Genomic DNA, 19,579 nt, shown 5'->3' with positions numbered 1-19,579 from the left:
CAAGAGGTGCTGGCAAGCCCTGTTGAGGTGCGGGCAGATCTTCGAGTGGTGGGGGGACGCCTTCGAGAGGTTCGGTAAGCCCGGGACCACATTGGATGACCTGATCACGGATGTGATCCCGCGGCCCCTGCGAGGAAGCCCCGCGCCAGTCAGCACAGTTGGTACCGCGGAGCGGCACCAGACGCCGACACCAGAGCGGCGCATGCCTGGACCGCGCAGGTCTGAGGACCTGATGGCCCGACGCGCGTGACGTTCGCACCCCTCAATCAGGGAATCATTCGCATCCCCGCAATCAGGGAATTATGGGACGTGTGAAGGAGGGGCAATGATGGCTGTCGGACTCTTCCTCATTCGTGTCATCGTCGGAATGCTGCTCATCGGGCACGCCGCCCAGAAGCTCTTCGGCTGGTTCGGCGGGCACGGGCTCGCCGGCACGGGCGCCTTCTTCGACAGCGTCGGCTACCGGCCAGGACGTCGCCTGGCTCTTCTGGCCGGCCTCGCCGAGCTGACCGGTGGCCTGCTGCTGACACTGGGCCTGCTGACCCCGCTCGCCGCCGCCATCATCGTCGGCACGATGACCGCCGCGGCCGCCACACACATGCGAAACGGCCTGTGGGTGCAGAACGGCGGCTACGAGACCCCGCTGCTCTACGCGGTCACGGCGCTCGGAGTCGCGTTCACCGGACCGGGCGGCGTATCGCTCGACCGTTTGTTCGGGCTGAGCTGGCCGTGGCCGTATGGCCTCTACGCCGCGGCGCTCGGCCTGCTGACCGCCCTGCCGTTCGTCATGATGCGCCGACGGCGGCTGGCGAGGGAGCAGGACCAACCGCAGTGGAACGATGCGCGGCATCCGAAGCAGCGCCTGAAGATCCGTATCCCAGTCTGACCACGACCGGGCCCCAGTGCCGTTGGAGTGCGTACGCCCCGGCACCGGGGCCTGAGTCGCGCCGGGAGTTCGCCGTGTGCGTGGCCTGTGAGACCCTCCCGTACCTTCTCCTTGACGTCCGCGGGGGCCGCGGGCTCGCGGTAGATGGTGAAGCTGCCGACGAGCCGTTCCCGCAGCGGGCGGGGGAGGAGGTCGACGAAGGTCGCCGCAAGTGTTGTCCTGCCCGCGACCTTCATCCAACAGGCCGCGGGATTGACCTTCGATATGCGAGGCCCAGCTGGCTCGACTCTGCCGGCGCGCCCATGTTTACCCACTACGAACAACTTGGGAATGACAGCCGGGCGATTCTGGTGAGGAAGGCGTTCCTCCAGAACTTCCTGATGGAGCACGACCTTGAGCTGATCGTGTGGCACTGGTACGAACGAATGCAGCTACGAGACGACTACCACCAAGGCCAACACCCCTATGTCGAATCGAGCGTCATCGCCCGGCTGGGGGCGGACATGAAGATTCGCCAGGGCACCCCGCAGAGGACTGAACGGGACCTGGAGTGATGGGCAGAGCCAACCTCACCGTGACGTACGGTGCCCCAGTGGCTTCCGCTGTGAGACGGCTGGTTAAAGGACTTCCGGCCCCGGCGGTTTGAGATCCGGTGGGTAGCCCTTTGCACGAAGCCAGGCGTCAAGGGCGAGAGCGACGATGTCACCGTGAGGGATGTCGGTGTCGGCGTTGCACCGGCGGATCCGGCGCTGGAACTGAAGAACTTCAGGGACGGCGTGGTTGAGCTGCCCTCGTTTGGTGTGCCGGTCTTTGATGATGTTCAGGGTGTCCTGGTGCGGGGTGAGAGCGTCGTCGGTTGGCTGGAACTCGGCGTCGAGCGCGTCGGCGATTTCGCGCAGTCGGCGGGCGTAGGGGGAGTGATCAGGCACGAGAGCTGCTCCGGTCGGTTCGGCTAGGCGGATAGCTATCCGCCTACTGGGCTATTGGAATAGTCGGCACGAGGGGCGGCCGCACCTCGGCATGGGGCGACCGCCCCTCGTGCACTGCAGTCGGGCTTAGAACCCGCGGGCGGTGAGCCACTCGTCCAGCGCGACCGAGACGATGTCGCCGATGGGCAGGTGATCGAGTTCGTTGTCCAGTGCGAAGCGTTTGATCCGCTTCTTCAGCTTCAGCGCAGCGGGGACCGACGAGTCGAGGCTCTCGCGCGCGATGATGCGCTGGTTGAGAACGACGGCGGTCTCAGGAATGTCCCTGGGACGGCCGGATCCCTGAGCCCACGGTGTTCCTTCGCTGGGCGCTGCCTGTGATCGAGCGTTCTGTTCCTGGTGAGCCCGTGGAACATCGGTCCTCACCGGGAACCCGTTGCCGCCTGCCGCCGGAGGAACTGCCGGGCGAAGCGCCACCTCGGCGCCCGAGGCTGCGCCAGGAGTTGCGGACGGGCTGTGCTGCTCAACAGGTCCGGTCGGCTGCGTCGGCTGGAGCGCAGGTGCTGCACGCTCGGGAGCCGGGACCACAGGTGTCACCTGCCGTTCCACCGGAATCCCCGCGGACTCTGTTCCCGCCTCGGGGGCGACAGCCGGGCGAACTGGCTGACTGGCTGCTGGCTCCAGGACCTGGGCGCTCGGCGAGGCCTCGACGGTTGGCTGGGCGGAGGTCTGCGCCACTTCGGGCGCCGCCTCGGTACGACCCTGCGCCGATGCCCCGACCGGAACGGCGGAAGGAGCGGGCTGTACGTGCGGCTCGCTGGCAGGGGGAGGGCCGTCTCCTTCGGCTGTGGTCTGTTCGGCGGCGTACTGCTCCGGGGTGAGCTCGGCGGCCGGGGGAGGCGGCGGCGGTGCCGTCTTCTTGGCCCCGCCCAGGGTGCGGCCGGTGCGGCGGGTGGGGGGCTTCATGCGCTCGCTCATGCCGTGAGCTCCTTCATCAGTTCGGCGTACTCGCTCAGTTCGGTGGGGATCTCGCCGAAGGCCTCCATGTAGTGGACCCAGGAGTGGATGGTGGTCTCGGCGAGGGGGAAGGGCTCGTCGCGGTCCGGGCCGATGCCTTCGCCCTGGGTGGGCTCCAGCAGGTTGTCCTTGGCGGTGCGGGGCAGGCTGGTGCGGTCGTCGGCCTTGACCATCACGACGTGGGCGGCGACGTCGCGGGTGTTGCGGGCGGCGGCGCGCTCGGCTTCGTCGAAGGTGGCCACGAGCTTGCGGCGTTCGATCTTGGTGGGGGCGACCGGTACGAGCAGCAGGTTCGCCTCGGTGACAGCCTCGTGGAAGATCCGGGCGCTGCCGCCGCCGGCGTCGACCACGATCGCGCCGAACTCGGCGCGCTTGGTACGGATGTACTCGGCGATGTCGTCGAACGGGTACCGCTCGACAACCAGGTTGGCCGGGACCTCGAAGCCGGCGGCCTGGGCGACCTTGAACCAGTCGTAGGCGGACTGGCTGGTCGCGTCGGCGTCCAGCAGCAGCGTGGGCAGGCCGAGGACGACGGCGTAGTAGAGGGCGATGAACCAGGCCGAGGTGGTCTTGCCGGTGCCGCCCTTGAGCATGCCGACGACGATCACGAACGCGTCCCAGACGTGTTCTGTGGCGGCGGCCAGGGTCTTGTGACGGGTGTTCTCGTTCACGTGTGCTTGATCTCCTGAATCGGGAAGGGGCGTTGTCTCGTGCGGAGCTGTTCGGTAGGCACGTCGGCGTGCGGACAGGGGAGGTGCCCGCGCGCCGTGGCTGCAGCCGGGATGGCCTTCGGAGAGGCGGCGCAGCTGAGGAATTTGGTGGGCGGAGCGATGGAGAGCTTGGTCGGGTGTGCTCATGGCCGTTCCCTCTCGCGGGGAGTGGGGCCGTGGCGGTGTTGGGGCCGCATGGGGGTGCCTGCTTGGTGCAGGAGCCGGTAGACGGTGGCGATGGAGTAGCTGCACTCCGTGGCGAGTGCCGGCACCGTGGCTCCGGCCTCGTACCGGGCCCGCAGGGACAGCGCGAGCTTGTGCCGTTCAGTGGCCCGGGCTGCGGCACGTATCCGCAGCGTCTGTTGGGTGGTGCGCACGGTGCCGCCGGCCTCGATCAGCAGGCGCCGGACAGCACGTCTCGTCTCCCCGGCGCCTGCCGCGAGTTCGGTGAGGGTCGCGCCGTGCTGCTCGTAGAGAGTGCGCAGGTGGGCTGCGAGTCGCTTGCGGGCTTGTGGGTCCTGGCGCATCCTGCGGGTCTGCCACGGCGTGCGCATCTCGGTCCCGGCGTCGTGCAGCCGGTTGAGGACGGTGCCGTAGGACAGGCCGCTGGCGGCGACGAGTTCGTCGACCGCGGCACCGGACTCGTACTGCTCGCGCAGGGACTGGGGCGTCACCGCGTCGCTTGCGTCGGAGGTGAGTGGGGGGCGTGGGTTCATGCGACGGACTCCCATTCGCTGAGGGCTTCGGCATGGGCAGCGGCCAGCTCGTCGTAACTGCGCTGGTCTGCGGGGGTGATGAGGATCAGGCGGCCGTCGGTGGCGACCCGCCAGTCGGCGGCCGGATGTCCTGTGGCCGGGTCGAGGACCCGCCCGTCTGGGGCGTCCCACGCTGGCGGGACCTCGTCGGGATGCGGCATGGGTACCAGGACCTGACGGCCGTCGCGGACGATCACGAGAGCCCTGCTGCGGTGTTCCGCAAGCCGGTCCAGTGCCTCCTGGTAGGCCGCCCGCTCGGCCGCGTGCAGGGCCTTGCGCCGCGCCGCGCCGCCCCAGGTGCCGTGTAGCTCGGCGACCCTGTCCCAGCCCTGTGCCGGCGCTGCGGTGTGGCCGGTGTCGGCGTCCGGGAGGCGGATGCCGAATCCCTCCAGCGCACGCGGTGCGAGGGTCCAGGTCTCCCCGGTGTGCTGGACGAGGCCGTGGTCGGCGAGGCGTTTCAGGGTCCGGTAGGTGGTGGCGCGAGAGACCGAGGAGGTACCGACGAGCTCCATGACCGTCTGGTCCGGGCGCACATGCAGGGCGCTGATGATCACGAGGGCGGCGCTGCCGAGGCCGTGGTGGGCGAAGGCGTCGTGGCCCATGAGTCGGCTGAGGACGGTGGAGTCGATGTCGGCCGTTGTGGCCGTCTCAGAGGTGGTCCACTCCCCAAGTGCCGGGTCGGGGGGGAACTGAGTGGACCGGAAACGAGACAACAGAGCCGGGTCAGCGTGACCCGCGATGTTGCCGTCGCCCAGGTACCAGGTCGAGCCCTCCCGGCCATGACCCACCCGCAGACGCCGCAACCACCCTCCCGGCTTCAGGATCGCCTCGTAGACGACCCGTAGCGTCGTGCGGGAGACTCCGGCTTCCTCCGCGGTCTGCCGCTCACTGGAGTGGTGCAGGGGGCCGCCCGCGATCTCGGCGAAGTTCAGGTGCGCCCGCAGCACCCGCAGCGCGGTCCGTCCTCGCTCACCACGCCACGGTGTCGTCTCGATCCGGTCGCGCAGTGATGCGAGGACCTCGTACGCGTCGTGCCGGGAGCTCAGTGCCGCGGTGATGCTGATCGTCTTGGCAGCGCTGGTCCAGACCCGGTCGATGTAGTCCAGGGCGCGTGCCTGCCCGGAGCGCAGCGCGATGCTGCGGGTGTGCCGTCCGCCTTCGTGGTCGGGGTGCAGCAGGAGCTGAGTGAGCTGGTCGATGCTGCCGCCGGCGCGGGCGACGTGGCAGGCGATGGCCGCGGTGATCCGGTGGCCGTGCTCGGCTGCGCCCTGGCGGTCCCCGCGCGGCATCACGGTCCGCCCGTCGGAGGAGAGCCGGCTGTAACTGCCGGTGGCGTAGCGGCCGGTGAGGTCTCCGAGCAGAATGAGATCGGTCGCGGCCGACGGCAGTTGGGCGCGGCCGACAATGCCGCGGAATGCGGTGGAGTTTCGTTGAGAGAGGGCGTGATGAGTGCTGTCTGTCACGGTGGGGTCGTCTCGCAAAGACGTGGACGCCACCCAGGCCCGCTAAAACCACGGGTGGTGTCCGGAACCGACCTCCATCGGCGCCGGCAAGGTCCCCAGGATGGCCGTCCTGGAAGCCCTCGTAAGCCCGGCCCCGAGCGGAGGCAGGCGTCCCCATCGCAGCTCGACCGAGATCGAAACAGAGCACCGCCAAAGTCGCCCACTCGTGATCCACACCGGCCAACTCCGGTCCCTCAAAGGCCAGTTTCAGGGGCTGATGCCTCTGACTGCCTCCGAGCGACCCGGGTCGAACCGGGGTCGAATCAGAGCGATTTCCTCTGACTGCCTCCGAACGCCTCTGCAACCCGTCCTAGCAGGTCACAGCCTCATCGCCTCGCATAAGCGCAGGTCAGAAAGGTCCGCTAGCTGTACCACTGGTTCCTGGCGAAGGCGGTCATGTGAGGCATGGGCGTTCGGCTCCCGTCTTTGGGTCGTGGCGACATCGTCGGGAAGGGCTGCGTGGGGGCGCAATACGGTTTCCGTGTCACGGAAGGGTGGTTGGAAAGTGCCTGGTGGGAGGCGCGATGTGAGGCGTGGTGTCGATGCCCTCTGGCAATGAGGGTGGTAGTCGTGCCCTGTGCTTGCGTCGCCGACCGGTGCCGATCCGCGGTCGATGAATTGCGAGGCATGTCCACATCGGTGCTCCTCTGTCGATTCTTGGCGGGGCCAGCGCTGCGAAGTCGCCAGACACGAGGCCTTCCCCGAGGCGGCGCGCACCCCACGCCGGTACCCGGTTGCGGGCGAAGCTGCGCCGCGCGACCGGCACCATCCGCGACGAGCGGCCGGCGGTCGCCGCTGAACCGGAGGACGGGGAGGAGCGCGGGGCGGCGCCGGGGTCGTGGGCTGTTGGCGTGCGGGCCGGCCCTGGCGTTCATCGGCACGGCCAGTCTAGGTGGCTCGACATCCGATGTATTGGGGGAGCTCCTCGCTGTCCTCTGCTGCTTCCAAACGCAGTCGAGGTGCGGGAAGTTCGTTTCTCATCACGCCAGATGGCTTGTTGTGCTGCCGGTGGAAGTCACATGAGTTGGTGCTGCAGCCCCCTAGACATCCGATCTATGTCGCGGCAAAGATGACGTGCCCCTCGGAGGACTCGAAGAGGTTGCACTTCCCCTCGTGTCGAACACCCATGGCTGGGAGATCTTGCCGTGACCCATGCGTCCCATCCGCAGCGAAGAAGCGTCCTGAAGCTGGGCGGCGCCCTCGCCCTCGCACCCCTGATCACTCAGCTGGCCGGCGGCACCCCAGCGGGGCCGGCCTTCGCCGCCACTTCCGCCGCGGCGGCGGCCGTCCGGTGGCCGGCCCTGTCGCGCAAGGCGCTGAAGTACTCGGTCCCCGCCCTGGACTGGCAGTCGCAGGCCCTGCCGATCGGCAACGGCCGTCTCGGCGCCATGCTGTTCGCCGACCCCGACCAGGAGCGCATCCAGTTCAACGAGCAGAGTCTGTGGGGCGGGGTCAACAACTACGACAACGCGCTCGCGGGCAAGCCCGACAGTGCGTTCGACACCGGTATGACCGGCTTCGGCTCGTACCGGAACTTCGGCGACGTCGTCGTCACCTTCGCCGACCGCGCGAAGGTCACGGCCCCCGGGGGGCCGTACCGCACCTCCTCGTCGGAGGGCGTGGAGAAGTCGTACGACGGCAACGCGAGCACCAAGTGGTGCATCGACGGGCCCGGTTCGAGGGTGCAGTGGCAGGTCGAGCTCCCCGAACCCGGCGCGGTCGCCTCCTACCGTCTGACGAGTGCCAACGACGTGCCGCAGCGCGACCCGCAGGAGTGGACGCTGTCCGGTTCCGCCGACGGCGCCAGCTGGACCACGCTGGACAGCCGCACTTTGGCGGCGCCCTTCGAGAGCCGTTTCCAGACGAAGGAGTTCACCTGCGCCACCAGCGGGTCGTACCGCTTCTACCGGTTCGACTTCGTCCCCAAGGCAGGGGTCAGCCACTTCCAGGTGGGCGAGATCGGCCTGTCCGGCGTCGACCTACAGGGCGCCGCGATGTATCTGTCGTCACCGAGCGGGCATTCCGAGGGATCCGGTGCCGGGGCCGGATCCCAGGCCGCGGACATCTCGTGTTCGGTGGACCGCGATCCGGCGACGGTCTGGCGGGTCGACGCTGCCGCATCGGCGGTCGTCTGGCAGGCCGACCTGCCCCGCGCGGTCGCTGTCACCTCGTACGCGTTGACGGCGGCCCCGGACCGTCCGCAGGACGATCCCCGGCGATGGGCGCTGGAGGCTTCGCAGGACGGACAGGCCTGGGTGACCCTCGACACGCAGAACCCCGGAGCGCCCTTCACCGACCGCGGCGAGACCCGGACGTTCCGGATCACCAACAGCACGGCCTACCGCACCTACCGGCTCACGTTCACCCCCGGCGAGTCGTCCACCGGCTTCCAGATCGCCGAAGTCGCCCTGGAAGGCAGGGGGTTCGACACGCGCACGCAGCGCGCGGTCGTCGACTACCAGCGTGCTCTGGACTTCGTGGATGGTGTCCATGTCACCCGCTTCGGCGCACCGGGGCGGCGCGTCCTGCGGGAGGCCTTCGCCAGCCGGTCCGCCGACGTCATGATCTTCCGATACAGGTCGGAAAGGGAACGGGGACTCTCCGGGGTCATCTCTCTGACGTCCGCGCAGCAAGGCGCCCCGACGACCGTCGATGCCGACGCCCGGCGGATCGCCTTCAGCGGAGTCATGGGCAACGGCCTCAAGCACGCGTGCACCGTCCAGGTCGTGGACACCGACGGACACTTCAGTGCCGACGGATCAATGCTCCGATTCACCGACTGCACCACCCTGACCCTGCTTCTCGACGCTCGCACCGACTACAAGCTCGACGCCGCCGCCGGGTGGCGCGGAACCGATCCCGAACCGGTCATCGCCAGGACACTCGACAGAGCGTCCGCCCGGTCCTACACCGAGTTGCGCGACGAGCACGCCGCCGAGATGCGCGCGCTCATGAACCGAGTCTCCGTCGACTGGGGCACCTCCGACGACGCCGTCGTCGCCCTGCCCACCAACGCCCGGCTGGCGCGTTACGCGTCGGGCGGAGAGGACCCGACCCTCGAACAGGCGATGTTCGACTACGGCCGGTACCTGCTGATCAGTTCCTCGCGTCCGAACGGCCTGCCCGCCAACCTCCAGGGCCTGTGGAACGACAGCAACTCACCGGCCTGGGCCTCCGACTACCACACCAACATCAACATCCAGATGAACTACTGGGGAGCCGAGACGACGAACCTGCCGGAGTGCCACGAAGCACTCATCGAGTTCATCGAGCAGGTGGCGGTGCCCAGCCGCGTGGCGACCCGCAACGCCTTCGGAAAGGACACACGCGGCTGGACCGCCCGCACCAGCCAGAGCATCTTCGGCGGCAACGCGTGGGAGTGGAACACCGTCGCGAGCGCCTGGTACGCACAACACCTCTACGAACACTGGGCGTTCACCCAGGACATGAGGTACCTCCGTACCGTCGCGTACCCGATGATCAAGGAGATCTGCGAGTTCTGGGAGGACCACCTTAAGGAGCGCGAGGACGGACTCCTCGTCGCGCCCAACGGCTGGTCCCCCGAACACGGGCCGCGCGAGGACGGCGTCATGTACGACCAGCAGATCATCTGGGACCTGTTCCAGAACTACCTCGACTGCGAGGCGGCGCTCGAGGCCGACCCCGCCTACCGGGCCAAGGTGGCGGACATGCAGGCACGCCTCGCGCCGAACAAGATCGGCAGGTGGGGTCAGTTGCAGGAGTGGCAGGAGGACATCGACAGCCCCACCGACATCCACCGCCACACCTCACACCTCTTCGCGGTCTACCCGGGCCGCCAGATCACCCCGAAGACACCCGACTTCGCGGCGGCCGCCCTCGTCTCGCTCAAGGCCCGGTGCGGCGAGAAGGAAGGTGTTCCGTTCACGGCCGCGACGGTGTCGGGCGACAGCCGCCGCTCATGGACCTGGCCCTGGCGGGCAGCCCTCTTCGCCCGCCTCGGTGACGGGCAACGCGCCCAGATCATGCTGCGCGGACTGCTGACCTACAACACGCTGCCCAACCTGTTCTGCAACCACCCGCCCTTCCAGATGGACGGCAACTTCGGCATCTCCGGCGCCGTGGCCGAGATGCTCCTGCAGAGCCACGACGACGTCATCCACCTGCTGCCCGCCCTGCCGGACGCCTGGAAGGCCAGGGGTTCCTTCACCGGGCTCCGCGCCCGCGGCGGCTACGAGGTCAGCTGTGAATGGCGGGACGGGAAGGTCACCTCCTACAAGATCGTGGCCGACCGGGCACGGAACCAGGGGAACATCACCGTGCGGGTGAACGGCTCCGACAGGAAGGTGAAGCCGATCAAGCCCTGAAGGCGGCGAGCGGAGACGGCGGCCGCGGGGCCATGACGGCGGACACCGATCCGTTCCCGTCCCGCGCCGTCGCCGTCGCCGTCGCCGTTGCCGTCGTCGGCACGGCCGGTCTCGCGACCGCGCCCTGCCGACCGCCTCCGGACGACGACATGGGGTGGTGTGGTGTGGATGAGGCCGATGGGTCACGTGGCGCGAAGGAACTGTGCGTCAGGGGGCGATCTGGCCGACGACCCCGCGCGGGTGGCGCAGTTCGGTGACGCGCGTGAGGGTCGGCACGGCGCCCCCGTGCCGCTCAGGTAGGACGGCGCCCTGCGGCCGTAGTGGCGGGCGGCGACCGCGACGGCCTGCACCTCCTCGTGGGTGTGCAGGCGGGCCTTGCCGGTCTCCGGCTGGATCAGGTCCAGCACCCCGGCCTGACGCCGAAGGATCAGGTCGCGCAAGCGCAGCAGCACGGTCGCCCGCTGCCGCACCGGCGTCTGCGCCCACAGGCCTGGGCGGCCCGGGCCGCATCGAAGGCCTTGGCCCCGTCCTCGGGGGTGGACTCCGGCAGGTCGGCCGGCTTCCCGCCGGTGAACGGCGTGTGGTGGGCGGTGCGCCCAGAGCCGGTCACGCCCTCGGTGAGCTGGGCCACCAGCTCCGGGGTGTGACCACGTCCGCCGCGGTGCGGACGCCCTCGGGGGCGGGGGCGAGGGGGTTCGTGCCAGTGCCTGTCGCGCCGCCGTTCATCATGCCTTTCCTGATCCGCTCGTGGCCTCCGGAGCCGCGTCGAGGACCCACGACGGCCGGTCTACGTCGGGTGCCCCGTCCGCCAGCCGCCGTCCGTCCCGTTCGGGGCGCAGCCGCCATACGGCCAGCAGCCCGGTCACGGCCAGCAGCGCGGCCGTCAGCAGGAACGCGGCCCGGTACCCGGCTTCCACGGAGGCGGCAGTGTCGACGACCCGGCCGACTGTCCAGGGGGACAGCACTCCGGCGAGGGCGTAGACGAAGGCCAGTGCGCCGAGCACGACGCCGCGCTGCGAGGCGGGTGTGATCCGGGCGCAGGCGGTCTGGGCCACGGTCAGGATGACGTTGGCCAGTGCCATGGGGCCGAGCATCAGCAGCACCTTGAGCCGGACGGCGTCGGTGACGGCGAACAGGGCCACCGCGCCGGCGGCCAGGCACATCAGCGCTCCGGTGCCCGCGCCGAGCGGTGGCCGGCTCCTGCGGCGGGCCAGCAGTCCGTGGCCCACCAGGACCACGCCGTTGGCCAGTGCCGCGAGGGTCACCACGGTTCCGGCCCGGTGCAGGCTCAGCCCGGCGACCTCCTCCAGATAATCCGGCATCCAGGTCAGGCCGGCGCTGAGCATCCAGTACGCGGCGAACGCGCCGAGCGCGGCGCTGAGCCAGGTGCCCGACAGCAGGATGCGCCGGTAGGGCACGACGACCGCGTCCGCACCCGTGCTCTCCTGCGCGCCCGGCGCGTACGGGCCCTCGGCGCCGCGCAGCACCCAGTACCCGGCCCACAACAAGCCCGCCAGCCCGACGGCCCCGAAGGCCCACCGCCAGCCGAAGCGGTCGATGACGAGGGTGAGCGTGGGCGCGGCGACGGCCACCCCGGCGGCGCCGCCGGTCAGCAGCACCGCGGTGGGCAGGGTGCGCTCGCGCTGCTCGAACCATCCGTGCAGATGATGAGTGGCCACCGGCGTGGCCGGTCCCTCGGCGGCTCCGAGCAGCACACGGGTGGCCACCAGCGTGCAGAAACCGGCCGCCGGCCACAGCATCGGCAGCTGGGCGGCCGCCCACAGCAGTGCCAGGACCAGCAGCAGCACGGTCGTACGGACCTTCCGCGTCAGGTACGACACCGCCAGAGCCGACACGCTGAACAGCGCGAAGAAGGCCGCCGAAGCCGTGCCGAATTCCTCGCGGGTCAGCCCGAGGTCGTCCATGATCGGCTGCGCTGCCAGACCCATCACGGCCTTGTCGGCGAAGTTGACCAGCATGAAGCCGAGCAGTGCCCAGGTTGTGCGCCAGGCTGTGGTGTGCTGTGTCATAGGGGGCTGGGGCTCCTTCGCGCAGTCGTGTCACCGGCGTGGCGCCGATCCTGCAAGGTGGGGGCACAGGAGGACACCCATCGGCATCACAGTCGTACGCGCCCGCAACTGTGACGGATCACAATCGGTGGCGAGGTGAGCCATGACGCACGAGGAACGCTCGGAACTGGCGTCCGACGACCGTCCGCCGGGTCTGTCCCCCGCAGCGGCGGCGCTCGCAGCCCGATGCGAGGCGCAGGTCAACGAGCTCGCCCGGCGCATGGCCCGGGGCGTGTTCGAGCAGCTGCGTGGCTACGACGAGCTGCCGGGTGACGTGAAGGACGTGGAGATCGCCGCCACGGCCCGGCACGCCATACGGCTCTTCCTGCGCGGCGCCGCCGAGGGGTCCGGGTGGGACTCGCTGGAGTACTTCCAGGAACGTGCCGCGCAGCGCGCCGAGGAGGGCATGCCGCTCCACCTGCTGCTGCGCACCTACACCCTGGGCTCACGGGAACTGTGGCGGGCCCTGCGGGAGGTGGCCGGCCCCGGCGAACAGCAGGCCCTGGCCGAGCTGACCGAGGCGCTGTTCACGGCCGCGGACCGAGTCGTGGGCGCCGTGGCGGAGAGCTACCTCGACGAGCGGGTTGCCCTCGCTGCCGAACGCCACGAGCAGCGCCGCTCGCGCGCCCGGGCCCTGCTGGACGGCCGGCCCCTCGTCGGCGGGCCCACGCCGGACGGGCCCGTGCTGGTGCTGTGCCTGCGGTTCGGCACATCGACGGTCAGCGGCGGGCTTTCCCCGGTCACCGTCCGGCGGCTGCTGCGGCGCGTTCAGGCGGCACTGGACCGAGCCTTCGGCACGGAGGCGCTCGCCGTGCTCGACGGTGACGGCGGGCATGTCGTCGTTCCGGGAGTGGTCGAACCACCCGGCCGGCTCCGGGAGTTGCTGCGTGAGACGGCGGGACCGGAGGTGCGGCTGGCAGCCGCTGCCGCGACGACGGTCGGTGACATCCCGCGCGCCGCGCAACTGACCGCCGAGGTGGTCCGGGTCGCGGCCGCCTGCGGTGCGCCGCCCGGAGTGCACCGGCTCGATGACGTGCTGCTGGAGTACCACCTGTCCCGCCCGAGCGAGGGCAGCGCCCGCATCGTCGCCGTGCTCGACCCCCTCGCCGACCGCCCCGAACTCGTCGAGACCCTGCGCACCCACCTGGAACAGCGTCAGGACCGTCGGGCCACCGCCCACCTGCTCAACCTGCACCCCAACTCCGTGGACAACCGGCTCGCCCGGATCCAGGACCTGACCGGGCTGGACCTCGCCGACCCCCGGGATGTGGCCCTGGCTCTGGCGGCCCTGCTGCTGCGTGACGCCGACACCGGTGTCACGGAGTGACGATGGCGAAGTCCGGGTCCGGTGATTCCAGCAGAGAGCCGAACGTGATCAGGGCGTGGGCGTCGCCGTCGAGAACCACGGCCCCGCCGAAGATCTCGTCGGCGAAGGTCGTCGCCCCGCCGAGAACCGTGTTGAGGGTGGTGCGGGCCAGCCGCAGCACCACGGCGGGCCGCTCGCCCCGCGGGGCGTCCCCGCGCATCGGGGTGAGCGCGCCGTTGGACAGCAGCAGCGTCCACACCTCGCCGGTGTCGGTGAACTCCCAGCGCAGCAGCAGGCGTCCGGCCTCGGCCGCGCGCGGGCCGTCGACGCGCACGGCCATGGACTGGAAGATCTGCTCTGCCGTCAGGGCGGCCAGGACATCCGGCGCGGTGGGCGTCGGCGTCCCGAGGATGCCGTCGCGCAGCTCGGCGGCGCCCATCAGGTAGAAGTTGCGCCATGGCCCGGACTCGGAGCCGTGGCCGAGCCGCTCGAAGGTGTCGGCCTGCAAGGCGCGGGCCTCAAGGTGGCCGGGCTCGGCGAACAGGACGTGGCCGAGCACTTCCGCGACCCACCTCAGGTCCCCGGCCTCGTGCGACACGCGCGCCTTGGCGACCACCGCGTCGGCTCCGCCCATGAACTCCACGTACCGGACGGCGGCTTCGGTGGGCGGATGCTGCCACAGGTGGGCCGGGTTGCCGTCGAACCAGCCCATGTAGCGCTGGTAGACGGCCTTGGCGTTGTGGCTGAGCGTGCCGTAGTAGCCGCGCGCGTGCCACGCACGGGCGAGCGGAGCCGGGAAGGTGAGCTCCTCGGCGATCTCGGCACCCGTGTATCCGGCGTTGATCAGCCGGACCGACTGGTCGTGCAGATAGGCGTAGGCGTCCCGCTGCTCCTCCAGGAAACGGATCGCGCGCTCCTGGCCCCAGGTGGGCCAGTGGTGGGAGGCGAAGACCGTGTCGGTGTCGTCGGCGAACAGCCGTATCGTCTCGGTCAGATACCGCGCCCAGGCGCTGGGGTCCCGCACCAGTGCCCCGCGCAGGGTGAGCACGTTGTGCAGCGTGTGGCAGGCGTTCTCCGCGACGCACAGCACCCGCAGATCGGGGAAGTGGAAGTTCATCTCCGCCGGAGCCTCCGTGCCCGGCGTGAGCTGGAAGACCATCCGCACTCCGTCGACGGTCTCCACCTGCCCGGTGCGGCTGATGTCGACCGTCGGCGCGATCAGGCCGACGCTGCCGGTCGACGTCGTCTGTCCGAGCCCGCAGCCGATCTGCCCGGCCGGTCCCTTCGACAGCGCGGCGCCGTACATGTAGCCCGACCTGCGGGCCATCGCCGTCCCGGTGAAGACGTTCTCGCTGGCGGCGTGTTCCAGGAACCCGGCCGGGGCGACGACCGGCACCCGCCCGGCCGTGACCTCGGTTGGATCGACGACGCCGCGGACACCGCCGAAGTGGTCGACATGCGAGTGGGTGTAGATCACACCGGTCACGGGCCGCTCGCCGCGGTGCTTGCGGTACAGGGCGAGGGCGGCGGCGGCCACCTCCGTGCTGATCAGCGGGTCGACGACGACGACACCGCGCTCGCCCTCCACGAAGGTCACGTTCGACAGGTCCAGGCCGCGCACCTGGTAGATCCCCGGCACCACCTCGTACAGCCCCTGCCGCGCCACGAGCCCGCTCTGCCGCCACAGCGAGGGATGCGCGGTCGGCGGACACTCCCCGTCCAGGAAGCCGTACGCGTCCGCGTCCCACACGACCCGGCCGTCCGCGGCCCGCACCACGCCCGGCTTCAGCCGGGCGATGAACCCCCGGTCCGCATCGGCGAAGTCCCGATCGTCGTCCCAGGCCAGGCCGCCCCTGGGCTCGTAATCGCTGCTGGTCATGGTCGTCTCGCTGCTGGTCATGGTCGTCGATCCTCACACTCCGGGGCCGACGGCGCCCGATGACGCATCACAGAAGGGCCGTTGACGCGTCACAACCAGCAGCGGCGCGGCAGGCGGCTCACGCGTCCACGGGCGTCGCGCCGCCGAGCGCCGACAGCGGCTGTTCCGCCCAGCTGATCCTTTCCCCCGCGGGTGTGTCGGGTGCCCCGTCAAGGCGAGCCTCGGCTTCCTGCTCTCCGTGACCGCCGCACTCGGCGCGGTCGTCGCCGTCTTCCGACGGGGCTGGCTGGCGCGCGGGCGGTCGCAAGAGCAGAGGGAGCCGGTGTGCGGGAGGATCCTGGTGGGGAGGAGCAGGTGACCGACGCAGGCGGAGGAGAGTCATGACGAGCACCCAGGGGAACGCGCAGCCGGACCGCTCGGCCTTCGAGGCGGAGCGGCAGCGGATCCGGGAGCGGTACCTGCGGCCCGGCGGCTCGCGTCCCGCGTCGTCCGCCCGGGGTCTGCACCACACCGCCCTGATCAGCGGCGACGTCGAGCGGACCGTCCGCTTCTACCAGGACCTGCTGGAGTTCCCGCTGACCGAGCTGATCGAGAACCGCGACTACCCCGGCTCCTCGCACTTCTTCTTCGACATCGGCAACGGCAACCTGCTCGCCTTCTTCGACTTCCCCGGTCTCGACGTCGGCCCCTACGCCGAGGTGCTGGGCGGCCTGCACCACGTGGCCATCTCGGTGGAGCCCGACCGCTGGAGCCATCTCGTCGGCAAGCTCTCCCGCGCCGGTGTCGACCACGTCGTGCACAGCGAGGTCTCCGTCTACTTCCGCGACCCCGACGGCGCCCGTATCGAGCTCATCGCCGACCCGCTGGGCGAGATGTACGGCAACGAGGTGCTGTGACGCTCCCCAGCGCCTCCTGACAGGGCTTGCCGACCGGGCTTGCTGACAAGGCTTGCCGACCGGGCTTGCTAGCAGGGCTCGCGCCACACCCCCAGTTCCGGCTTCTTCAGCATCGACGACAGCTTCAGCCTCCGTGAGTCGGGACAGAACGCGGCCGTCGACCCCGTGTACTCCACGTGGAAGACGGCCTTGCCGGCCTCGATGAACGGGGTCAGCCGGCCGCACTCGTGGTACTGGGCGCACTCCTCGTCGACCGCGAAGTCGAAGTCGGCCAGGAGCTGGGGGATCTGGGGCAGGTCGTTCTTCAGGCCCACCGACAGTCCGCGCTCATGGGCGAGGCCGGCGATCATGCGGTTGTAGCGGAGCTGGTCGCGGGCGGTGAGCGGGAACCCCGTGTCGTTGTCGTAGCCCTCCACCAGGTCGGGCTCCACCGCGTCGAAGCCCTTGTCGCGGCACATGTCGAAGCGGCGCTCCATGATCGGCCGCAGGACGGAGATCCGCCGGATGTCCAGCCATCGCTCGCCCGCCCAGCCGTTGGGCCGGCCGAGCACCGAGGGCGGGAAGGCGTTCTTGTCGGGCCGGAAGTCCTCCCAGGCGCCGACGTTGACGTAGCAGATGACCTTGCGGCCGTCGCGGTGCAGACGGGCGACGTCCGCCGCGGAGTTCTCGAAGCCGTCGATGTCGTAGACCGGCACGTCGGCCGCGGTCGGGTCGACCCTGCCGTCGAGCTGCCACTGCCAGGCCGTACCGGGACGCGGCTGCCACCGCGCCGTCGCCGTCTCGCGCGCCGCCGCGGGCCGGTCCCTGCCGTCCCCGCGGTCCGCGCCGGCACAGCCGTTCAGCGCCCACGCCACCAGCACGGCCTGCAGCGCCGTGTACGCCAGTGCCCTGCTTCGCATCGTCCCGTCTTTCCGTTTTCCGTTCGGCGCGGGCGTCAACCCGTCCCAGGTGGGGGGCGGTTCGCCCGTCACCGGCCAACCGTAGACCAGGTGGCACAGCCGATGCGGCGAGCTCCGGGCCCGTGCGCACCCCCCGTACCGTCGACCTTCACATCGACGCCATCCGGGCCTTCCCTGACGTTCCGTGTCCTTGGAACACTCCTTGCGCGCGCGGTCCGCCACGAACCGGCCGCCCGTCGAACTCCCTCCGCACGAGAGGTCCCTCACCCATGTCCGAAGTCAACCGGCGCAGATTCCTCCAGATCGCGGGAGCCACCACGGCCTTCAGCGCGCTGTCGAGCAGCATCGAGCGCGCCGCGGCCCTTCCGGCCCACCACCGCACGGGGACGATCGAGGACGTCGAGCACATCGTCGTCCTGATGCAGGAGAACCGCTCCTTCGACCACTACTTCGGCAAGCTGCGGGGCGTACGCGGCTTCGGCGACCCGCATCCGGTGAGGCTCGCGAGCGGCAAGTCGGTGTGGCACCAGTCGGACGGCACCAAGGACGTGCTGCCCTTCCGTCCGACCGCCGACGACCTCGGGATGCAGTTCCTGGAGGGCCTGCCGCACAGCTGGCCCGACGGCCAGGCCGCCTACGACGGGGGCCGCTACGACAAGTGGGTGCCCGCGAAGGGCACCACGACGATGGCGTACCTCACCCGTGAGGACATCCCCTTCCACTACGCGCTCGCCGACCGGTTCACGATCTGCGACGCCTACCACTGCTCCTTCATCGGCTCCACCGACCCCAACCGCTACTACATGTGGTCGGGTCACACGGGCAACGACGGACAGGGCGGCGGCCCCGTCCTCGGCAACGACGAGCTCGGCTACGACTGGACGACCTACCCGGAGCGCCTGGAGAAGGCGGGCGTCTCCTGGAAGATCTACCAGGACATCGGCGACGGCCTCGACGCCAAGGGCTCCTGGGGCTGGATCGAGGACGCCTACCGCGGCAACTACGGCGACAACTCGCTGCTGTACTTCAACAAGTACCGGGGCGCCCAGCCCGGCGACCCGCTGTACGACAAGGCCCGCACCGGCACCGACGTCAAGAACGGCGACGGCTACTTCGACGTGCTGAAGGCGGACGTGCGGGCCGGAAGGCTGCCGCAGATCTCCTGGATAGCCGCCCCCGAGGCCTTCTCCGAGCACTCCAACTGGCCCTCGAACTACGGCGCCTGGTACATCGCCCAGGTCCTGGACGCGCTCACCTCCAACCCGAAGGTGTGGGCGAAGACGGCCCTGTTCGTCACGTACGACGAGAACGACGGCTTCTTCGACCACATCGTGCCGCCGCTCCCGCCGCGCTCCGACGCGCACGGCAGGTCCACGGTCGACGTCACCCTGGACCTCTACCCGGGCGACAGCAAGCGGGTCGCCGGCCCCTACGGCCTCGGGCCGCGCGTGCCGATGCTCGTCGTCTCCCCTTGGAGCAAGGGCGGTTACGTGTGCTCCGAGACGCTCGACCACACCTCGATCGTCCGGTTCATGGAGCGCCGCTTCGGTGTCCACGAGCCGAACATCTCGCCCTGGCGGCGCGCCATCTGCGGCGATCTGACCTCGGCCTTCGACTTCTCCCGCAAGGACACCAAGCCGGTCGCGCTCCCCGACACCGACGGCTACGAGCCCCCGGACCGCGAGCGTCACCCCGACTACCGGCCGACCCCGCCGGCCGAGGGCGCCCTGCCCCGGCAGGAGCGGGGCCTGCGACCCACCCGGCCGCTCGGGTACGCCCCCGCCGTGGACGGCGCTGCCGACCCGGCCGCCGGGACGTTCACGCTCACCTTCGCCTCCGGCCCCAAGGCCGGCGCCGCCTTCCTCGTCACCTCCGGCCACCGCACCGACGGGCCGTGGAGCTACACCACCGAGGCCGGCAAGAAGATCTCCGGCACCTGGAACCCGGCGTCCTCCGGCGGCGCGTACGACCTGACCGTGCACGGCCCGAACGGCTTCCTGCGGGTCTTCGAGGGAGCGGGCGGGCAGGCCGGCCCCGAGGTCGTCGCCCGGCACGTCGGCGACAGCCTGGAGCTGACCTTCACCAACCGCGGCTCCGGCACGGCCGAGCTGAAGGTGGCGGACGGGTACGGCGGCCGTACGACGACCGTCAAGGTGCGGGTCGGCGCCGTCCTCAAGCGCACCGTCGACCTGAGCGCGAGCCGGCGCTGGTACGACCTCACGGTCACCTCCGCCGGCGACCCGTCCTTCCTGCGGCGGTTCGCCGGGCACGTCGAGAACGGCAGGCCCGGCGTGAGCGACCCGGCCATCGCCACGGAATGAGCGCGACGCGCGGGTAGCGGCGCGGGAGCACCGCGTCGCGGGCCCGGGGTGAGATGCGGTGGGCTCG

Annotated in this window: 14 protein-coding genes and 1 pseudogene; 6 read left to right on the top strand and 9 right to left on the bottom strand. The window is 70.3% G+C overall.

Annotated features, from left to right (window positions below; translation table 11 throughout):
* Positions 1-325: 325 nt before the first annotated feature.
* Both ACPT94_RS08305 and ACPT94_RS08300 read left to right on the top strand, forming a co-directional pair.
* A complete protein-coding gene (locus ACPT94_RS08305; protein WP_425245523.1) occupies positions 326-886 on the top strand; it encodes a DoxX family protein in 561 nt (186 codons plus the stop codon).
* An 80-nt stretch (positions 887-966) separates the two neighbouring features.
* A complete protein-coding gene (locus ACPT94_RS08300) occupies positions 967-1,440 on the top strand; it encodes a hypothetical protein (RefSeq protein WP_425245522.1) in 474 nt (157 codons plus the stop codon).
* A gap of 63 nt (positions 1,441-1,503) precedes the next feature.
* Here the strand turns inward: ACPT94_RS08300 and ACPT94_RS08295 are convergent, their stop codons facing one another.
* The 5 genes from ACPT94_RS08295 to ACPT94_RS08275 form a co-directional block, all read right to left on the bottom strand.
* Entirely contained in the window at positions 1,504-1,815 is a 312-nt protein-coding gene (locus ACPT94_RS08295) for a hypothetical protein (RefSeq protein ID WP_425245521.1), read from the bottom strand.
* A gap of 126 nt (positions 1,816-1,941) precedes the next feature.
* Entirely contained in the window at positions 1,942-2,790 is an 849-nt protein-coding gene (locus tag ACPT94_RS08290) for a hypothetical protein (RefSeq protein ID WP_425245520.1), read from the bottom strand.
* A complete protein-coding gene (locus ACPT94_RS08285) occupies positions 2,787-3,500 on the bottom strand; it encodes a ParA family protein (protein WP_425245519.1) in 714 nt (237 codons plus the stop codon). Before ACPT94_RS08285 ends, ACPT94_RS08290 begins: the two co-directional genes overlap by 4 nt.
* A 182-nt stretch (positions 3,501-3,682) precedes the next feature.
* Complete coding sequence (locus ACPT94_RS08280) at positions 3,683-4,255, bottom strand: helix-turn-helix domain-containing protein (RefSeq protein WP_425245518.1); 573 nt, start codon at positions 4,253-4,255, stop codon at positions 3,683-3,685.
* On the bottom strand, positions 4,252-5,757 hold the full coding sequence (locus ACPT94_RS08275) for a transcriptional regulator (RefSeq protein ID WP_425245517.1): 1,506 nt from the start codon (positions 5,755-5,757) through the stop codon (positions 4,252-4,254). Before ACPT94_RS08275 ends, ACPT94_RS08280 begins: the two co-directional genes overlap by 4 nt.
* Positions 5,758-6,941: 1,184 nt before the next feature.
* Here ACPT94_RS08275 and ACPT94_RS08270 point away from each other — a divergent pair.
* Entirely contained in the window at positions 6,942-10,142 is a 3,201-nt protein-coding gene (locus ACPT94_RS08270; protein ID WP_425245516.1) for a glycosyl hydrolase family 95 catalytic domain-containing protein, read from the top strand.
* Between the two features lie 210 nt (positions 10,143-10,352).
* Here ACPT94_RS08270 and ACPT94_RS08265 read toward each other — a convergent pair.
* Both ACPT94_RS08265 and ACPT94_RS08260 read right to left on the bottom strand, forming a co-directional pair.
* A pseudogene (locus ACPT94_RS08265) lies at positions 10,353-10,871 on the bottom strand (aldehyde dehydrogenase family protein); the annotation flags it as partial.
* Positions 10,868-12,172: an MFS transporter gene (locus ACPT94_RS08260; RefSeq protein WP_425245515.1), complete on the bottom strand. Its 1,305-nt coding sequence runs from the start codon at positions 12,170-12,172 to the stop codon at positions 10,868-10,870. The gene ACPT94_RS08260 and the pseudogene ACPT94_RS08265, both read right to left, overlap by 4 nt.
* A 142-nt stretch (positions 12,173-12,314) precedes the next feature.
* Here ACPT94_RS08260 and ACPT94_RS08255 point away from each other — a divergent pair, with 142 nt between their 5' ends.
* The gene (locus ACPT94_RS08255; RefSeq protein WP_425245514.1) at positions 12,315-13,538 is read left to right on the top strand and encodes a PucR family transcriptional regulator; all 1,224 of its coding nucleotides are present in this window, start codon (positions 12,315-12,317) and stop codon (positions 13,536-13,538) included.
* On the opposite strand, the gene ACPT94_RS08250 is transcribed toward ACPT94_RS08255, so the two are convergent.
* Positions 13,528-15,396: an alkyl/aryl-sulfatase gene (locus ACPT94_RS08250; RefSeq protein WP_425245625.1), complete on the bottom strand. Its 1,869-nt coding sequence runs from the start codon at positions 15,394-15,396 to the stop codon at positions 13,528-13,530. The two genes, ACPT94_RS08255 and ACPT94_RS08250, sit on opposite strands and share 11 nt — an antisense overlap.
* 380 nt (positions 15,397-15,776) lie before the next feature.
* Between ACPT94_RS08250 and ACPT94_RS08245 the strand changes: the two genes are divergently transcribed.
* The gene (locus ACPT94_RS08245; RefSeq protein WP_360341187.1) at positions 15,777-16,292 is read left to right on the top strand and encodes a VOC family protein; all 516 of its coding nucleotides are present in this window, start codon (positions 15,777-15,779) and stop codon (positions 16,290-16,292) included.
* Positions 16,293-16,360: 68 nt separating this feature from the next.
* Here ACPT94_RS08245 and ACPT94_RS08240 read toward each other — a convergent pair whose 3' ends face one another.
* A complete protein-coding gene (locus tag ACPT94_RS08240; RefSeq protein WP_425245513.1) occupies positions 16,361-17,191 on the bottom strand; it encodes an endo alpha-1,4 polygalactosaminidase in 831 nt (276 codons plus the stop codon).
* Between the two features lie 269 nt (positions 17,192-17,460).
* Here ACPT94_RS08240 and ACPT94_RS08235 point away from each other — a divergent pair, with 269 nt between their 5' ends.
* Positions 17,461-19,512, top strand: coding sequence for a phosphocholine-specific phospholipase C (locus ACPT94_RS08235; RefSeq protein ID WP_425245512.1), 2,052 nt, complete (start codon positions 17,461-17,463; stop codon positions 19,510-19,512).
* The last annotated feature ends 67 nt before the right edge of the window (positions 19,513-19,579 follow it).

Source organism: Streptomyces aurantiaciflavus (assembly GCF_049808595.1).
Classification (GTDB): domain Bacteria; phylum Actinomycetota; class Actinomycetes; order Streptomycetales; family Streptomycetaceae; genus Streptomyces.
Note: the sequence above shows the minus strand (reverse complement) of the source record. Positions and strands in the feature narration are given on the sequence as shown.